The organism is Halosolutus sp. DAT137, assembly GCF_059736405.1.
Window position 1 is genome coordinate 1 of the sequence record NZ_JCAQID010000001.1, and the last position, 17119, is coordinate 17119.

General features: G+C 63.2%; 19 protein-coding genes and 1 tRNA gene. 11 read left to right on the plus strand and 9 right to left on the minus strand.

The window, feature by feature from the left end:
- The 4 genes from AC6I6L_RS00005 to hcaB all read left to right on the plus strand — a co-directional run.
- A partial coding sequence (locus tag AC6I6L_RS00005) for an aromatic-ring-hydroxylating dioxygenase subunit beta (RefSeq protein WP_497915666.1) occupies nt 1–261 on the plus strand: 261 nt, incomplete at its 5' end.
- A 2-nt stretch (nt 262–263) separates the two neighbouring features.
- Nucleotides 264–728, plus strand: a complete 465-nt coding sequence (locus AC6I6L_RS00010; protein ID WP_497915667.1) for a hypothetical protein — start codon at nt 264–266, stop codon at nt 726–728.
- A 150-nt stretch (nt 729–878) separates the two neighbouring features.
- Nucleotides 879–1769 carry a VOC family protein gene (locus AC6I6L_RS00015; RefSeq protein ID WP_497915668.1) on the plus strand — a complete coding sequence of 297 codons (891 nt, stop codon included), beginning with the start codon at nt 879–881 and terminating at the stop codon, nt 1767–1769.
- A gap of 1 nt (nt 1770) precedes the next feature.
- Nucleotides 1771–2568 carry a 3-(cis-5,6-dihydroxycyclohexa-1,3-dien-1-yl)propanoate dehydrogenase gene (gene hcaB / locus AC6I6L_RS00020; protein WP_497915669.1) on the plus strand — a complete coding sequence of 266 codons (798 nt, stop codon included), beginning with the start codon at nt 1771–1773 and terminating at the stop codon, nt 2566–2568.
- 57 nt (nt 2569–2625) lie between these two features.
- On the opposite strand, the gene AC6I6L_RS00025 is transcribed toward hcaB, so the two are convergent.
- Nucleotides 2626–4062, minus strand: coding sequence for an FAD-dependent oxidoreductase (locus AC6I6L_RS00025; RefSeq protein ID WP_497915670.1), 1437 nt, complete (start codon nt 4060–4062; stop codon nt 2626–2628).
- Between the two features lie 491 nt (nt 4063–4553).
- Between AC6I6L_RS00025 and AC6I6L_RS00030 the strand changes: the two genes are divergently transcribed.
- A complete protein-coding gene (locus AC6I6L_RS00030; protein ID WP_497915671.1) occupies nt 4554–4949 on the plus strand; it encodes a VOC family protein in 396 nt (131 codons plus the stop codon).
- Between the two features lie 76 nt (nt 4950–5025).
- Here AC6I6L_RS00030 and AC6I6L_RS00035 read toward each other — a convergent pair whose 3' ends face one another.
- Nucleotides 5026–6399 carry an MATE family efflux transporter gene (locus tag AC6I6L_RS00035; protein ID WP_497915672.1) on the minus strand — a complete coding sequence of 458 codons (1374 nt, stop codon included), beginning with the start codon at nt 6397–6399 and terminating at the stop codon, nt 5026–5028.
- Nucleotides 6400–6540: 141 nt separating this feature from the next.
- On the opposite strand from AC6I6L_RS00035, the gene AC6I6L_RS00040 reads away from it, so the two are divergent.
- Complete coding sequence (locus tag AC6I6L_RS00040; protein WP_497915673.1) at nt 6541–6837, plus strand: Rieske (2Fe-2S) protein; 297 nt, start codon at nt 6541–6543, stop codon at nt 6835–6837.
- An 846-nt stretch (nt 6838–7683) separates the two neighbouring features.
- On the opposite strand, the gene AC6I6L_RS00045 is transcribed toward AC6I6L_RS00040, so the two are convergent.
- The 3 genes from AC6I6L_RS00045 to AC6I6L_RS00055 form a co-directional block, all read right to left on the minus strand.
- Nucleotides 7684–7757: transfer RNA gene (locus AC6I6L_RS00045), tRNA-Lys, on the minus strand.
- Nucleotides 7758–7944: 187 nt separating this feature from the next.
- Complete coding sequence (locus tag AC6I6L_RS00050) at nt 7945–8637, minus strand: DUF7119 family protein (protein ID WP_497915674.1); 693 nt, start codon at nt 8635–8637, stop codon at nt 7945–7947.
- A 57-nt stretch (nt 8638–8694) separates the two neighbouring features.
- On the minus strand, nt 8695–8835 hold the full coding sequence (locus AC6I6L_RS00055) for a DUF8595 family protein (protein WP_497915675.1): 141 nt from the start codon (nt 8833–8835) through the stop codon (nt 8695–8697).
- Nucleotides 8836–9506: 671 nt separating this feature from the next.
- Between AC6I6L_RS00055 and rimI the strand changes: the two genes are divergently transcribed.
- From rimI to AC6I6L_RS00080, 5 genes are all read left to right on the plus strand, one after another.
- The gene (gene rimI / locus AC6I6L_RS00060; RefSeq protein WP_497915676.1) at nt 9507–9986 is read left to right on the plus strand and encodes a ribosomal protein S18-alanine N-acetyltransferase; all 480 of its coding nucleotides are present in this window, start codon (nt 9507–9509) and stop codon (nt 9984–9986) included.
- Nucleotides 9987–10062: 76 nt separating this feature from the next.
- Entirely contained in the window at nt 10063–10497 is a 435-nt protein-coding gene (locus tag AC6I6L_RS00065) for a DUF5810 domain-containing protein (RefSeq protein WP_497915677.1), read from the plus strand.
- A 25-nt stretch (nt 10498–10522) separates the two neighbouring features.
- Complete coding sequence (locus tag AC6I6L_RS00070) at nt 10523–10939, plus strand: DUF5809 family protein (RefSeq protein WP_497915678.1); 417 nt, start codon at nt 10523–10525, stop codon at nt 10937–10939.
- 62 nt (nt 10940–11001) lie between these two features.
- Complete coding sequence (locus tag AC6I6L_RS00075; RefSeq protein ID WP_497915679.1) at nt 11002–11667, plus strand: NUDIX hydrolase; 666 nt, start codon at nt 11002–11004, stop codon at nt 11665–11667.
- Nucleotides 11668–11745: 78 nt separating this feature from the next.
- A complete protein-coding gene (locus AC6I6L_RS00080) occupies nt 11746–12114 on the plus strand; it encodes a rhodanese-like domain-containing protein (protein ID WP_497915680.1) in 369 nt (122 codons plus the stop codon).
- A gap of 142 nt (nt 12115–12256) precedes the next feature.
- Here AC6I6L_RS00080 and yciH read toward each other — a convergent pair whose 3' ends face one another.
- The 4 genes from yciH to AC6I6L_RS00100 all read right to left on the minus strand — a co-directional run bounded on the left by yciH (nt 12257) and on the right by AC6I6L_RS00100 (nt 16955).
- Complete coding sequence (yciH, locus tag AC6I6L_RS00085) at nt 12257–12550, minus strand: stress response translation initiation inhibitor YciH (RefSeq protein WP_006065982.1); 294 nt, start codon at nt 12548–12550, stop codon at nt 12257–12259.
- 93 nt (nt 12551–12643) lie between these two features.
- Nucleotides 12644–14914 carry a transglutaminase TgpA family protein gene (locus tag AC6I6L_RS00090; protein ID WP_497915681.1) on the minus strand — a complete coding sequence of 757 codons (2271 nt, stop codon included), beginning with the start codon at nt 14912–14914 and terminating at the stop codon, nt 12644–12646.
- Nucleotides 14911–15978, minus strand: a complete 1068-nt coding sequence (locus AC6I6L_RS00095; RefSeq protein WP_497915682.1) for a DUF58 domain-containing protein — start codon at nt 15976–15978, stop codon at nt 14911–14913. Before AC6I6L_RS00095 ends, AC6I6L_RS00090 begins: the two co-directional genes overlap by 4 nt.
- Nucleotides 15975–16955 (minus strand): AAA family ATPase, encoded by a 981-nt coding sequence (locus AC6I6L_RS00100; protein ID WP_497915683.1) that lies wholly within the window; start codon nt 16953–16955, stop codon nt 15975–15977. Before AC6I6L_RS00100 ends, AC6I6L_RS00095 begins: the two co-directional genes overlap by 4 nt.
- Nucleotides 16956–17119 lie beyond the last annotated feature (164 nt).

A 17119-nucleotide genomic window follows, 5' to 3' on the forward strand; every position in this document is an offset into this window, starting at 1 on the left:
GCCTGGTCGGAGGATCCGCCGTCGCGAACCCGTCACTTCATTACGAACGTTCGCGTCGGCGACGTCGACGGCGACGAACTCTCGGTGAAAAATAACCTGTTGTTGTTCCAGGCACAGGGTGAGGACGCCGAGGGAACCCTTCTCTCGGCCGAGCGCCAGGACGTGTTGCGCCACGTCGACGGCGAACTGAAACTGGCCGAGCGGGATATCAACCTCGACCACACCGTCTTGCCGACCAAGAACATCTCGGTGTTCTTCTGACCATGGCACGAATTCGCTCCACCGGCGATCCGCTTTCCGTGACGGCCGACGATGGCCGACGAGTCACGATTCAGAAGGTCCACACGCCCCGCGGCGAACGGCTCCGGTTCGAGTCGACGGCCACCGACGAGACGATTCGTCTCGACGCGGTGGCACTCGAGAGCGTCACGTGGCAGGAATCCGCTGTCATGGCCGACCGGGCCGCGAGCGTCGACCGGCGCGACGTGGCGGACGCGACGGCCACAACCGGCGAGACCGAGGCGACGGAGTTGATGATCTCCAACGAGTACGGCCAGGTGATCGTCGAGCGCGTCGACGACGACGCGGTTCACCTCACTGCGCCGAAACTCGGTCACGAGATCACGCTCTCGGTCGACGAACTCGAGTGGCTCACGATTCAGGATCACGAGACGTTCACGGCGTTCCTCGAGGAGCCGTTCGGTCCGGAAGACGATCACCACCACTGATGAGGCGAGCCAGCGATCGGTTCTCGTCACCCGTTCGTTTCACGTCGGCGTCCGTCGTCGACGCGCCGACGACCAGCACGCACCGCGCCCGATTCGGAACGATTCCGGTCGGTGAACCGAACATGCAGAGACACAGTCACAGCAAAACCTATGTCAGGAGTTAAAAAGATAGAACACGCGGTACTGGAAGTAACGGATCTCGACGAAGCGGTCGAATTCTACACCGACGTCGTCGGTCTCGCCGAACTGGACCGGCGAGACGGCGTCGTCTACCTCGGCTGCGGACTCGACGAGAACTACGACCTCGGACTGGTCGAGGGGAAGACCGGCGTCGAACACTTCGCGATCAGGGTGACCGACGACGAACTCGACGCCTACGAGAGCCGACTCGAGGAAGCGGGCGTCGACGTCGAGCGAAGGAACGACGAACCTGGACAGAAAGACGGGATCAGATTCACGCTGCCGAGCGAGGTAGATATGGAACTCGTAACGGTCGAAGACGCGTCCTACCACCACCCGGTCAAACCCGCGGCGGACCGCCACGCGGTGACGCCACGGGACCTCGACCATATCAACCTCATGTCCTACGACGTCGACGCGGACATGGAGTTCCTCACCGACCACCTCGATTTCATGGTTTCCGACAAGATTATTGGCGAGTCGGGCTTTTCGATTCAGGCGTGGCTTCGTCACGGACGATTCCACCACGACGTCGGCATCTCCACCGCGAACGACGTGGTTTACACGCTCCACCACCTCGCCTTCCAGCTCGAGTCCTTCGACCACATGAAGTCGTTTCTGGACCAGCTAGCGAGCAACGGCTACGAACTCGAGATCGGTCCGAGCCGACACAACGCGGGAGGGAACCTCTTTGCGTACTTCTGGGGACCGGGCGGAAACCGAATCGAACTGACTGCGGAGATGGCGACGGTCGATCCGGACGCGGAAACCGGCGTGCGCGAGATCGATCGGGAATCGAACACCGTCTCCACCTGGGGCGGCGTCGAGCCGACGAAGACGTTCCTCGAAGAGGGATCGTAGGATGGGCTGGCTCGAGGGTAAGACGGCGCTCGTCACGGGGGGTGGCTCCGGTATCGGTCGTGCAGTCGTCGAGCGCTACGTCGAGGAGGGCGCGACCGTCGGCGTCCTCGAACTCGCCGGCGATCGGGTCGCGGAACTGAACGAGGCGTTCGACGAGTCGGTCCACGCCGTCCAGGGGGACGTTTCGCAGTTCGAGGACAACGAACGAGCCGTCGAGGAGACGGTCGATCGCTTCGGGAAGCTCGACGTCTTCGTCGGCAACGCCGGCATCTTCGACGATGCGGTTCATCTCGTCGATCTCGAACCGGACGAACTCGAGACGGCCTTCGAGGAGCTGTTCCGGGTGAACGTTCTGGGCTACATGCTCGGGGCGAAAGCCGCGGTGCCCGAACTCCTCGAGACGGAGGGCTGTATGGTGTTCACGGCGTCGTACTCGAGTTTCTACCCCGCGACGGGCGGGATCGTGTACACGCCGTCGAAACACGCCATCGCGGGTATCATCCGACAACTGGCCTACGAACTCTCGCCAAAGATCCGGGTCAACGGCGTCGGACCGGGGTACAGTCCCACGAACCTCTCGGGCGTCGACGCGCTCGGTCAGGGCGAGAGTTCGGCGGACCCCGAGGAGATCGACAAACGGTACCCACTGCGGATCCCCGAGGCCGAGGAGTACGCCGGCTACTACGTGTTGCTCGCCTCCGAGGAAAACGCTCGGGCTTCGACCGGGACGATTATCGAAGCCGACAGCGGGCTGTCGATCCGAGGTGCGGACGAGCCAGCGGGCGGTACCGACCTCTAGACCGTCTCGATCGTTTTATTATTCGGTTATCGATCGGTTACCGTTCTCTCCCGACGGTTAGCTGCCGTCGGTCGCTTCCGCGACCGCATTTTCCGCCGCGATCCGGCCGAAGACGAGCGCGTTCGCGAGCCCGCCCATGTAGTGACGGTTATTCACGCCACCGATGTCGACTCCCGCCGCGTACAGTCCTGGAACCGTCGCGTCCTCGAGTGATTCGTCGTGCCCGTCGTACGCGAAAAGCGTCGACGGACTTTGCCGTTCGTGGATCACGCGCGCGTTCTCGTCGACTGCGATGCCGCCCATCGTGAACGTGATCCCCGGCTGGACAGGGACTGCGTAAAACGGTGCCGTTTCGACGGTTCGCTGGTGATCGGTCCGCGGCGGGGCGAGCCGATCGGCCCGACCCGCACGGACGGCCTCGTTGTACCGCTCGAGCGTCTCGATCGCCGTCGTTCCGTCGACGCCTGCCGCGTAGAAGGCGTCTTCGAGTTCGTCGAACGAGTCGGCACGGAGTACCTCCGCTCCGCGGTCGGCAGAGCGTTCGATGATCGTTCCGATGTGACCCATGCTGAACACGTCGTCGTCGTAGAGGTCGGCGTCGAGGACGTAGAAGGCCCGGCCACCGGCTTCGCGGGCGGTGTCCTGGGCGAGCGTGTGCTCGAGATCGGACTCGGATTCGTCGGTAAACCGCTTCCCGTCTTCGTCGAGGGCGACGGCGAACGGGCCGTAGTACTGGGTCAGATCGAGGAATCGGTCGGGCGTGACCCTGGCTGGCGGCGCGGCCAGGTTGTGACCGTAGAACGTGCCCATCCCGCCGGTCGTTTTCGCGCCGACGTCGCGAGCGGCTTCGAGACCGTCGCCGGTGCTCCAGGGGTTCGCGCGCAGCCAGAGGTTCTCGATCGCCGGCGTGACGTACTCCTGGAGGAGCCGCTCGCTCCCCTGAAACCCGCCAGTTGCGAGGATCACCGCGTCGGCGTCGACCGCGACCCGATCGCCGCCCGGACCGGTCGCGTCGACGCCGGAGATCGTCCCGTCATCGGTTCGAAGTCCGGTCATCGGCGTCTCGACGCGCACGTCGTTCCCGCTGTCCTCGATCTGTTCGCGCATGAGTTGCGTAACCTCCTCAGGCTCGATCTTGCCGCAGTTCGCGCCGGGAGTCGGCGCGACGACTGTATCTCCGGTCGGCAGTTCGACCGGTGGTTCGCGAACGGTTGCGCCTCTGGATTCGAGCCACTCGAAGGCCGGATCGAGTCCTTCGACGATCGTCCGCTGGAGGTCGGGATCGCCGTTCGGGACGTTTTCGCGTGCTTCCTCGATCGTTTCGTAGGACCAGACGAGTCCGGCGGAGAGATACATCGAGCCGCCGGGACGGGACCCTTTTTCGAGGACGATTACGTCCGCCCCAAGTTCCGTCGCTCGGACGCCTGCCACGAGCCCTGCCATGCCAGCGCCGACGATGGCGACGTCAGTCGTTTCGAGAGTAGTAGCTGTCATTCCAGTACCCGTTTGTTCGCAGACCGGAAATAAACGTGTTTTCGATACTGGCGATCCGATCGGTGTGCAAATAGTTCCAGCTTCACGGTGTGGCTCCTCGAGACCGAGGAACGCTCGTATCCGTCCCACTGTTTCCTGCGTCTGTCGATCCGCACATCCGACGGGATGTCTCGCCCAATCCATAACGAAAGAATGTTGTAAATAGATGGGGGTTTTCCCACCCTCAGCCAAGTCACATCTTTTTATTTCCAATGTCGTAAAAAGACAATAACGAACTAAGTACGTTACTTAATCGACTGATCTGGTTTCACCAGTTGCGAAATCACCGGTTGGTGGAGCGAGGCGACCTGAACCGAAAAGCGTTCGACAGTTACGAAGGCTATTTCGCCTGTTTCTCGGAGAACGACGATGTCATCGATCGCCACCTCGGGATCAACCCCCAACGCTGCCGCAACCGGCCGTTTTTTGCGGCTACCGAACGAACGTGTGGTATGGATGCCGTAGCCATCGATCACGTCAATATCCGCATTCCGAGCGACGGAGTCGACGACGCCATCGCGTTCTACCGCGACGGTCTCGGCTTCGAACCCGAAAACCTCGACGCGTACCGCGACGGTGAGCGAACGATTTTCTCGTTTCGCCTCAACGATCGCGCTATCGTTCACGTGCGACCGGTCGACTCGTTCTCGCCGCCGGACGGCGAGGGGTTCGATCATTTTGCGATCGTGGTCGACGAACCGATCGACGATATCGAAGACCGACTCGAACGAGCCGAGATCGAGATCGAACGCGCTGGGAACCCACTCGGCGCGACCGGTCGGGCACCCGCAGTCTACGTCCGCGACCCGTTCGGCTTTCTCATCGAATTGAAGACGACCTCGTCGTAGTCGTCCCGGTAACATACAGTTCGGATTCGATTCACGGGTCCATCGCTGTGTCGACGAAACCCAACTGAGCGATCGCTCAGTCCGAGGATGCGGCCCGTTCGGCCATCATCGTTTCGGCTTTGGTCGCCCAGTCGCCCCACAGGAAGCCTGCCGAGACGACGAGCGCCCACCAGACGTACGTCAGCGTCATGCCGGCGTAGATTCCGAGCAGGCCGTAGTCGAGGACGATCGCGGTCAGATAGGAAAATCCGAGCATAAATCCGAACGTCCCGGTGAGTCTGGCGTAAAACGGCGTCTTGGTGTCTCCGGCGCCGCGGAGTGCGCCCGCAATCGGGAAGAAAATCCCGACGAAAAACAACATGATGCCGTAGACCTGCGTAAACGCTGTCGCGTAGGCGATCGTGGTCGGATCGTTCGAGAACACCGACGCGATGGTCTCTGCGATCGAAAAAAGCGTGATGCCGGCGACTCCGAGGGTGAGTATGCCGAAGGCCGTAATTGCGAGTCCCGAGAACCGCGCCCGATCGGCGTCGCCTTCACCGAGGGTCTGTCCGACGATGATGCTCGCGGCGACACCGTAGGCGCGATACAGCGGCCCGGTCGTCTGGTGGTAGATGCGCCGTGCGATGTGGTAGGCGGCGTTCACCTCGGTTCCGAAGACGAGCAGCAGTGCGTTGAACGGGTAGCTCGCGACCGACGTGGTCATCCCCTCGGCGATGTTTGGAATCGAGACGGCCAGCAGTTGCCGGGTAATCGTCAGATCCGACGGTCTGGCGAAGCTCAGTTCCGTTCGTGGGCTCGCGATGGCCAGCAGTATCGCGACAGCTTCGCCAGTTCGACTGATCGCGGTCGCGAGCGCGACACCGGCGACGCCGAGTTCCGGGAACGCCCACACGCCGAGTCCCAGTCCGATCGAGAGGACGATGTTTGCTGCATTCGAGCTGGCGTTGACGTACATCGGTGTCACCGTGTCCCCTGTCCCCTGGAGCGCTCGCGATCCGGTTAGCGCGACGATCCGCATCGGTGCGGCGGCGAAGATGATCATCAGGTACTGGCCGCCGATGCGAACCACCTCACTCGAAGCTCCGAGTATCGAAATCGCCAGGTTGCCGAGCAGGTAGCCCAAGACGACGAGCGGGAGGCCGGCAAGGGCTCCGAGGAGGACCGCCTGCGTGATCGCGCGGTTTCGCGTCAACTCCGCTCCCCGGCCCGTGTCCTGGCTCGAGAGAGCGATCGCTCCGGCACCGAGGCCGGAACCGATCCGCATCGGGATCTGTCCGTACAGGTCCGCGATGCCGACCGCGGCGACCGCTGCGGGCGAGAAGAGGCCGGTGATAATGATGTCCACCGTTCGCATCAGCGTACTCAACGTCTCCTGGACCGCGATCGGCCACGAGAGCGAGATCGTCTCTCGCCAGACGGCGAACACGCGACGACGTAAACCGGCCATGTAGTCGGCGTAAGTCCAACTGGTAAATCAGCGTGTCGATAGCGGAGCCTCCACGCTCGACCGAAAGATCGGTCCGTCGCTCGCGACCCAGGTCTTCGAGAACGGAACACCTAATCCGTTCGCGTCCAGTCTCTCGAACGAATGATCGAAGTCGGCCCAGAATCGCTGCTCGACGAGACGCCCCGCGTCGTGACGATCGACGGCGGGCGGTACGTGTTGTACGAACGTGACGACGGTCAGGCGGTGCTGTACAGCGCGGTCTGTCCGCACCAGCGCGGCCGCGTCAAAGCGTACGAGGATAACACACTCATGTGTCCGAATCACCGCTGGGAGTTCGATCCGGAAACGGGTGCCTGTCTCACTGTCGAAGACACGTCACTCCCGTCGGTCGCCGTCGAACGCGACGACGGCGATCTGTTCGTTCGAGATCTTCCCTAACCCGCTCTCGGAACTGACGCAACCGGTGTCAAGGTGCCGTCACTCGGTCGTGAAACGGTAGCTCGATCATCTAGGTTCAACACGACCCTCATACTGTAACTCCCCGTCTTTCGAAACGACCCCCTCCTGGTCCGTCGATGGTGAGGAGCCGCCGGTTTTCGAGACATCCAAGTTGCCACCGTTACCGATCGTCGAACGCGCCTCAAGCGAAATCCAGCACTTCGCTCGGGTAGCCAGCGCTGTGTACCTCCTTCAAATAGCCAGCGATGCGTTCCTCCTTCGAGTGGACAGCGTCGTTGTTGAGCAGTTTGCAAGCTGTTCCTCACAGAACGCAATGTGTTCCCTCGATGCGAGACTACTCTTGGTAGATATAATAATGCCGATAATAGTTGCGGGGATATAGTATTGTGTCTATTATGGTAAACCAAATCCAACAGTGGTTCTCGACGTCATCGTTTTTGGACGACCGTGTGTCGGTCTCGTCGCTATACCTCCGTACAAACCGACTGAAAACCACGTTTTCTCCGGGACTCGTTCCTCGTCGACTGCAATGGCTATCTGTTCTCACTTTCAACTATTTCTGTGGAAAAACCCACTATATTGCCAATTTTGGTCTGAAACAACATCAATATTATTATAATACGCCTCGTTTTCAGTGAAAACTACTAACCGACACTAATCCGATCGTCCGAGGTTATTTTGAGTAAAATTCACATTACTATTGTTCGATGTCGAATCATATGACGGCTATATATTATTTTTGAAAGAGGTGCTAAACTGGTTCGTTCCCTGCGTTCAAATCGTTCGTGACCGCTTTGCCACTCGCGAATTTACTCGTGGCAAAAGCGGGCCGGGCGCGATTTGAACACGCGACCGTCTGGTTAAAAGCCAGACGCTCTGCCAGACTGAGCTACCGGCCCTGCGAATTGTACTATCGGGGAGTAGCGGTTAAACGTTTCTTTCTCGATTGCCCCGTGCACGCTGGTATCGTCTGGGGATGCGCCACAGACGGGTTGGCTGGCGATTCGTCCGGGTCTGCTGACCCATGGACCGGTGAAACCGTGGATAGATCGCGGCTACGTCGGAATTGGCGTACAGCAGTTCGTGTCAGTCGAAGTAATTTTCGAGGGCTTCTGCGATGAGCTCGCCAGGATCGACGTTTTCGATCGAGGCGCGCTGTCGAAGGTCGCGGTAGGTCTCTGGAGGAAGCGTTACCTCGAACTGGCCGAGAGCCACGTTCTGATTCCCGAGTGCCCGTTCGATCGGCGTCCCGTCGTTGATAGCGCTTGCGGCACTGCGGACGTCGCGGACGGTGAGATCGCCGTCGAGGGTTGCCCAGGCCAGCAGTAGTCGCTCTTCGCCGCCGACGCGAGCGATGTGCTTGGCGGTGGTCGGTGCGATCTGCCCCAGCGCGACCTGCTTGCGGACCGATCGCGGGAGGTCGTGGACGCGGGCCCACTTCCGGATGAACGACACAGTTGTGTCATCGCCCGCTCGCTCGGCGGCGGCCTTGTAGGAGCCTTCGCCGCGGACGAGCGCGGCACAGGCGGCAGCACCGCGGAGCATGTACAGGTGGTCGCCGGCGGTTTCGCCGCTGGCGAACTGCCGAACGGTTTCGGCAGCGTCCGCGAGGCTGTCGGGGTCGTCGGGATCGAACTGGACGGCCTCGCGAGCGTGTGGGCCAGTGACCGATTCGTCGCCCCGGATGACGGGTTCCCCAACCGGGGACTCCCGATCCGTTGGAATCGATCGGCCGTGTTCGTCGCGGCCCCTGCGATTACCGGGCCGATTGTCGGTCATGGCGTTCGGTAGGAGCCTCGGGGGCAAAAAAGTCGCTACTATGGCGAATATCTCGACTTACTCGTCGCGCTGTTCGGCAAGATGCTCCCAGATCTCCGTGCAACCGGCGCCTTCCTCGATGTCGTCGAGGTGGGCATCGTCGCGTTCGGCTGCTTCTTGTTCGGACGGCTCCGGTTTACATTCGACTACGTCGGTCATTATCTCTCTGTTGGGCGGAAACGGCTTAAGTAACGCTTCGCCCGCAAGCGATACCCCTGCTCTGTCTTACAGGTGAGTCATGCCGCTACCTCAGACACCGCGGGGACGTGACTGTGAGGGCGTGTCCATCGTCGCTCGGCCGCGTCGAGCACCCTGCTGATATCGAAGCCGCTGGCATGACGAGGTGTGTGACTCCGGCTGATCTCGTCCGAACCGGTGACGGGGACTGACCGAGTTTCTGGCTGCGATCGCCAACGGGGGACCACGAGGGGTCATCGCCGCGGGAGATTCAGCGGATCATCGCCGTCGCTCACCGTCTGGGTAGGTATTCGATCGCGAGATCGGCCCGCGTCGGGTGACTGACGGAGGTCGTCGTACGGCGAGCGCGATTCTACGGCAAAAAAGCCCGGTATGCGTGGTTAGTGTTGTTGTCGAATGCGGTCCGTCCGGCGTTCGATGGGCGTGTCAGACGATCCGATCTGATAGGGATTATCATAGCCAACCGGAGGTTTCGAAGCCCGTCCTTCGATGTGGTCTCTCGGTTCTTCGTGGGAAAGCTATGAACTCCTACGATAATCCCTATGATTACCCGGCGAGTCGACCAACCACACTGGCACCGATCTGAGGTCCTGACGCGTACTGTTTTTATCGCTCGGTGTGTACCCCCGAGTGTGACGTTCTCGGTGTCTGATTCGGACGGAACCGGCGGGCTGTCGATCCGGCCCGCAGAGCGCGCGGACCTGCTCGCGGTCATTCGCATCGAGAACGCGTCGTTCTCCCAACCCTGGCCCTACGAGGCGTTCGATCGCTTCCTCGGTGAACCTGCCTTCTTGGTCGCGATCCGCGACGGCGCGGTCGTCGGCTACGTCGTCGCGGACGCGACGCCGAACTTCGGGCGCGATCTGGGTCACGTCAAGGACATCGCGGTCCATCCCGACCATCGCGGATCGGGAGTCGGCTCCGCGCTGCTCGCCCAGGCGATGGCGGTCCTCGGCGCGAACGGGGCCGACACCGTCAAACTCGAGGTTCGGGAGTCCAACGACGGCGCGAAACGCCTCTATTGCGAGTTCGGCTTCGAGCCCCTTCGGCGGGTCCCGGAGTACTACGACGACGCGGAAGACGCGATCGTGATGCTCCGGAAACTCGAGTAAGCGCCAGCCGCCGGTGTTTCCGATACGGTCGATCGCGGACGGGGACGTTTTACCCTGCGCGTACGTACGTCAGGCTATGGGATACGCCTGCCCGGTCTGTGACGCCGAACAGGCCGACGCGGAACACCTCGCGAACCACCTCGCGGTCACCGCCTCGGTCGGTCGCGAGGACCACCGGGAGTGGCTCGACGAACACGCCCCCGACTGGACCGATCGCGGTCCTGAGGATCTCGGCAGGATCGTCAGCCAGCACGCCAGGGAGATCGAAACGCCCGAATTCGAATCGGGACACGACCACGGAGCGACCTTCGAGGACGAACTCGCCCGACAGACCCGTGGGCCCGGCCGCGGTGCGATGACCAGCGACGCCGAGAGCGTCCTTCGAGAGGCCCGGGAACTGACCCGACGGATGCACGAAGACGGCTCCGCCGCAGCGGAATCCGACCGCGACAACTCGCAGGGTGACGGGGACGAAACGGGTAACTCCGCGTCGCCAAACGAAAACGGGTAACTCCACGCCGCCTGAGTACTCGCGTATGCACACGGTTGGGACGTTTACGTTCGAGTCGGTCGACGAAGCACGCGACCAGTACGAGTCGATCGGTCCCGCGGCCCAGACGGTCGTCCGCGAGGTCGCGAAAGCCATGGAGTTCGATCGCGAGGAGTACGGCGATCGAGTGACCGGCGAGGTCGTCGAGACGGCCCGCGACGCGCTGTTCGCGAGTCTGCTCGAAGTTCACGTCGGTTCTCGAGCGGAGTACGACGACTGGCGCGAGACCTACGACGGCGAGGTGACGGCAGTCGGCCACGAGCGCGTCGACCGGGTCGTCTGGCACGCCGGGCCCGAGGGCGAGGCCGTCGCGGCGACGTTTCAAAACGAGGAGGGCGCGGCGATCGCGACGCTGCGCCGGCAGGCGTTCGGTCGGCTCTACCGGGAGTCCGTCGACGAGTAGGCCCGATCGGGTTCCGACCGAACCCACACTGCTTTCACGTCAGGACCCACAGCGTACGTTCGATGACCGATGCCAGCGAGTGGACCCTCCGCGAGGAAGTGACCGAGTACGAGACGCCGTGGTACACCGGCGGATACGACCTGCTCGAACAGCCCGACGGAACCGAGAAGCGCTACTACTGGGCCGACCTGCCGCCTGCGGTTGTCGTGGTTGCTCGCATCGACGCCGACGTGCTCGCTTCGCTTTCGAACGCGACGGTGGATACCGACGCCACCGCCGATGCGGACGCGACGGCTGATACCGGATCGATCGACGAGACAGACTCCGACGACGGCGGTGACAGTGCGAACGGAGATCGCCTCCTCTTCGTCGAACAGTATCGGCCGACGATCCGTGAAACGCACCTCGAATTGCCCGCGGGCATCGTCGAAGACGGAGAATCCTACACGACGGCCGCGGCCCGCGAACTCGAAGAGGAGACCGGTTTTCGCCCCTCGAGTACCGCCGTGCTTCAGGAGTACGCCGTCGCGACCGGCGTCCTCCGCCACGATCGAGCCGTCGTCTACGCGGAGGGACTCGAACCCGGCGCGCGCGAACTCGACAGCAACGAGTTCCTCTCGGTGACGACGGTGCCGATTGACGAGGCGCTCGATCGAGCTCGCGAACAGCCGGCCAACGACTCGACGATGACGGCGCTGTTACTGGCGAGAGCGGACGGTCTGCTCTGACCGGGGCGGTCGGGGCGGCTTCCGGGCGATCGAAAGCGACCCGTGTGCTTATTCGCTCGGCGCACGAATGACGACCAAATGGATGGCGAAATCTCCACCGAGGAGGTACAGCAACTTCTCGAGAACGGGGCGGACGTTCGAATCGTCGACATTCGCGACGAGCGCAGCTTTCAACACAGCCACATTCCCGGCAGCGAGAACCTTCCGTTCCACGAACTGTCGAGCCGTATCGAGGATCTGGAGGGTGCCGACCACATCGTCACCGTCTGTCCACACGGCGAGGCGAGCGTGCAGGCGGCCAGGCTGATCGGCTCGTATGAGGGTACCGCCGACGCGCGAGTCGAAAGTATGGCGGGCGGCCTCGAAACGTACGGCATGAAATACGGTCTCGTTGCCGAGGAGGCGGCCGACGAGGAGTCCGCTGCCGACGCCGAATCCCCGTTCTGATTTCGACTTCGATTTCGATTTTCGCTTCGACTCGCCGCAAGCCGACGGCTCAAGGAGTATCGATCGCGGAAAACCGCGACGTACTCAGCGTGCGATACGCGAGGAGTCGTGGTTCGGAAGTCGTCTCAGCGCATGGCGGGCATCAGGCGACGTTGAAGCCGCGGTCCCGAAGGAAATCTTCGATGCGACCGGTATGATTCCCCTGGAGTTCGATGTGGTCGTCTTCGACGGTCCCCCCACAGGCGAACTTCGATTTAAGATCCGACGAAAGACTGTCGAGATCGACATCCTTTGGATCGAATCCTTCGACGATCGTTACCTCTTTTCCGTATCTGCGCTCGTCAATGCGGATATTGAGCTGTTGTTGGCCCTTGGCTACGTCCTCACAGACGCAGAGTTCCTCGGGCAGCCCGCACGTCGAGCAGACTTCCGACATTACGTTCGACCGTACGAAATGGGCATATTAAACACTATCGGGACCCACACGCTGTCTCCCGGTTCTTTTTGAGGGTGATCGGCGTGAATCGTCTCACTCGCCCCCGCGGCCCACCCGAAGCCGGCTGCGAACCAGGTCGTCGACGATCGCGATCGCTTCGTCCGCGCGCTCCCGATCGACGCCTTCGCCGTAGGTCGCCTGCTCGTAGGCGCGGACGATTCGGGACGTGCGCGGATCGATCTCGTGGTCGGCTCGAAGCGCCGCCAGATACTGTCGACGCGATTCGGAGCGCCCGCGCGGACGGTACTGGCGGGCCAGCAGGTGTTCGAGTCGACCGTATGCGATTCGAGCGTCCTCGTCCGGGTCGCCGCGCCGGCTCTGCCAGTAGAGGCCGATCGTCCGTCGCAGTCGTGTCGGTGCGTTGGCCCGGTGGGCCCCGGCCACCGCGCCGACGAGGAGAAAGAGCCCGATCGCCATCAGCTCGCGGGTGACCTCGATCGGGACGAGGGACTCGTCGTCGCCGTCGTCGTCGGCACCCGATTCGGCGTCGATCCCGTCGGTCGATCGATCGCCGGGTTCGGGGTCGTCCGGTTCGTCGCGGTTCGGCTCGGACTCGTTGCGATCGAGAGGGTCGCCCTCGGCGTCCGTCTCGTTGTTCGGATCCTCGGGTTCGTCTTCTTCGCGGTCGTCTTCGTCGGTCACCGGCACCTCCTCGCTGGCCTCGGTATCGACGTCCTCGCGTCCCTCGTCGCGGGCGTCCTGAAGCCACTCGTCGTGGGTCTCTTCGCGGGCGCCGCCCGGCGTCGGCTCGAAGGCGACCCAGCCGTGATCGGGGAAGTATACTTCCACCCAGGCGTGGGCGTCCAGTCCGCGGACGACGTGGGTGTCGTCGTCGACCTGCTGGCCGCTCGTGTAGCCGGTGACGTACCGCGCCGGCACGCCCTCCGTGCGGAGCATCTGGACCATCGTCGTCGCAAAGTAGACGCAGTAGCCCTCCTCCATCTCGAACAGGAACGCCTCGGCGACGTTGCCCTCGGGCCGATCGACCTCGAGCGAGTAGCCTTTGCTTGACCGCAGGTGCGTCTCGATCGCGCGGGCTTTGTCGTAGGGGGTGTCGGCGTCGGCGGTCACCTCGGCGGTTCGTTCCTCGAAGGCAGCGGAGGCGCTCTCGGGAGTCTGGCGATACTCGCCGTCGGCGACGTGGTCGGGGTAGGCCGTGCCGGCGGCTCGTAACTCGTCGGGGTCGGGGTCGATTATCGCGCTCTCGACGACGTAGCTATCGCCCTCGATCAGCGGGCTCGCAGGCCGTGGCTGCCCGTGAACCGACATCTCCGCGTTCCGGGTGACTCCTCCCTCCAGTGCGATTGGTTCCGGTGCGGTCGGCATGACGTTCAGTTCGGTCTCGACGGTGACGTGCTGTCTGACCGTCTCGCGATCGCCGGGCGGCGGCGGGATACTGCCGTCGTACTGCTGCGTCTGGCCGGTCCGGACCCACTCGTCGCCGGTAAACCGGTCGTAAACCCCGGTTCGCCAGTACGATGGCTGGTTTGACTCGACCGTGAATCGGACTTCCGGCGAGAGATCCACATCGCCGCTGATTCCCGATCGATCGTCGGCGGAATCGATCGTGCCTTCGAGCGTTCCAGTCCCGCTTTCCCCGATAAACGCTGGACTCGCGGAACTCCCCGGGACGACGGAGACCGACAGCGAGAGGGCGACGATCACCGCGACGAGGACCGCAAACAGGTCCGTCTGGGCGATCGAGCCGCCCCGACGTTCGAGTTCGCCAAACCCGAGTGCGCCCATCGCTGCGACGGTCCCGAGCAGGGTGACGACCGTCTCGGCGTCGCCGGTCAACACCAGAAAGAGCAACGCGACACCGCCGGAGACGACGCTCAGATCGTACCGACCGCGGAGGGCGAGATACCACGAGAGGAAGACGGGCGCGGGGACGAACCCGAGCGTCCAGATGTCGGCTGCGACCATCCGAAGAAGCGACAGGCCGGTCACCAGCGAGACGGTGTCTGCGACGATCTCGTCGGCCGCCGACACCGCGACACCGACGCCGGCTCCCGTCATCGAGAGGTAGTAGGCAAAGCCGAGGCCAGTGGCCGCCAGCGCGCCGGTCGTTGCCGTTCGCGGCCGAATCGTTCGTGCCAGTACTGTCGCCGCGACCAGCATTGCGCCGACCAGCACCAACAGGGTCTCGGTGCCGCCGACGACGCGGGTCACGTCGCGCAGTACGCTCACGTACGATGCGGTGAGCACCAGCACGCAGCCGAGTGCCAGCAGGCGGAACGTCTCGGGACCGATCGTCCCCCCGGTGCTCAGCTCAACCGATCGTTCCCGCGAATCGGTGCTCATGCCGTCACCCCCGACGGGCTGCGATCGTCCCGCCACGTGCCACCATCCTCCCGTCCGCTTCCGCCGCGGCGACCGTCGCCGCGACGGGCCGATCCGCGAAGCTGATCGAACGGGATCGTCTGCTCGTCGACGACGATCCGCGTCCCGTTTACGTCCGCCTGGACGAGCACGTCGGCGTTTGCTCGTTCGTCGTCCGCGAGTTCGCCCGAGTCGACGACGGCGAGGTCCCCGAGCAGGGCGTACTGGTGGTCTCCACTCGATCCGGGTTGTCGTCGGTCCGACGGCAACTCGAGTCCGACGCGGACGTTCCGCTCGATCAGATAGGCCGCGACGCTGGCGGCCGCGGCGGCCATCTCGTCGGTCCTTTCGGGGATGCACTCGGCGGCGATAGTCACGGAGCCGGCGCTTCCACCGTCGGCGTACTCCGTGACCACCAGTTCGTCGTCGGGCCGTTTCGCTGCGGATTTCCAGTGGACGTCCCGCAGCGAATCCCCGCGCTGGTACTCGCGGAGGCGATCGAACTCCTCGCGATCGAACCGGGAACTCGCTTCGACCAGTCGGGCCAGGGCGCGATCGTTGCCGCCGCGGACGTCGTAGACCGGTGGGTAGACCAGAACGGGTGTCGTCACCTCGTAGGCAAACTGTTGCTCGACCAGCCCGAAGAGATCGACGACGCTGATCGTAAGGGGACCGACGCGGTTCTCGCCCCGCGTTTCGAGTGCGAGTTCGTAGCGAAACGCGGTTTCGTCCTCGAGGGTCAGTGCCCTGCCCGCGTCGGTTGCGGCGAGCCCGTTGCCAACGGCGTCGCGAACTGTCGCCGAAATCGCACCTGCTGTTTCGATCGTCAGCGCGACCGTTCGCGTCTCTCCGACGGTCCCGTTGGCGATCGGCTCGCGCCTGACCGTGGGGCGGTCGACTCGCCAGACGGTGACCGCGCCGGCGACCAACACGACCAGCAGGGGAGTGACGACGGCGTTCAGTGCGCGCGGGCCGTGGTACCAGCTCATCGTGACGAGACCCGCGATGACGAGGAGGATCGCCCAGCCGCGGCCCGTGAGTCTCATGGAACGGCGACGTGATCGAGTGCGTGTGCGACGACGGTTCCACCGTCGCGGTCCCGGCTATTCGTCCTGATTCGATGGGGCAGTACGAACGGTGCCTCCGTCACGAGGTCGTTGGGAACGACGTACGCCCGTCCCTCGGTGACGGCACGCGCCTGTGCGGCGCGCAATAGTGAGATCGTTCCCCGGGGGCTGACCCCGGTCTGGGCGTTCTCGCGGGTGTACCCTACCAGTTTCGTCGCGTACTCGCGGACGGGTTCAGAGACCGTGATGTTCGCCACCGTCTTGCGGGCGCGGACGAGCGTCTCGAGGTCAGCTACGGGTTCGAGCGACTCGATCGGATGGTCACCGATCGTCCGGCCGAGTAACTCGGCCTCTTGCTCGGGCTCGGGGTAGCCGAGCGTGAGTTTCTTCATGAACCGATCGACCTCGGCGAAGGGGAGGTCGTAGGTCTGGTTGGGTTCGACGGCGTTCTGGGTCGCGATGACGGTGAACGGCGACGGGAGCGATCGCGTCTCGCCGTCGATCGTCACCTGCTGTTCTTCCATCGCTTCGAGCAACGCGGCCTGGGTCTTCGGCGGTGCTCGGTTGATTTCGTCGCCGAGGACGATGTTGGCGAAGATCGGTCCCTCGTTGAACTCGAACTCGCGGGTCTGCTGGTTGAACACGTTGACGCCCGTCACGTCCGTCGGCAACAGGTCGGGGGTGAACTGGACCCGGCGAAACGTACAGTCGACCGACGTCGCGATCGACCGGGCGAGCATCGTCTTCCCGACGCCGGGAACGTCCTCGAGCAAGACGTGGCCGCGACCGAGAATCGCGGTGACGACGTGTTCGATCGCCGCCTCGTGGCCGACGATCACGCGAGAGACGTTCGATTCAATCTCGGTACAGAGCGCTGCAACGGCTGACACTGGGAGGGAATCGTCGGCGGACGCTGCCGGTTTCTGGACGTTCGGTGGTGAATTGCGATCGGTCATCGATGAGTGGGATGGTCGAAGAGGGGGACGCTGGTATAGTACGAACTCAGCGGCACCGAAACATATGCTTTGTGCTGACACGAGAGACTGTACGTATCACTGTTACGTCTCCCGTACCCGCTCGCGATCGGCCTGTAGGCGACACGCGGCGGCGTCGCTATCGA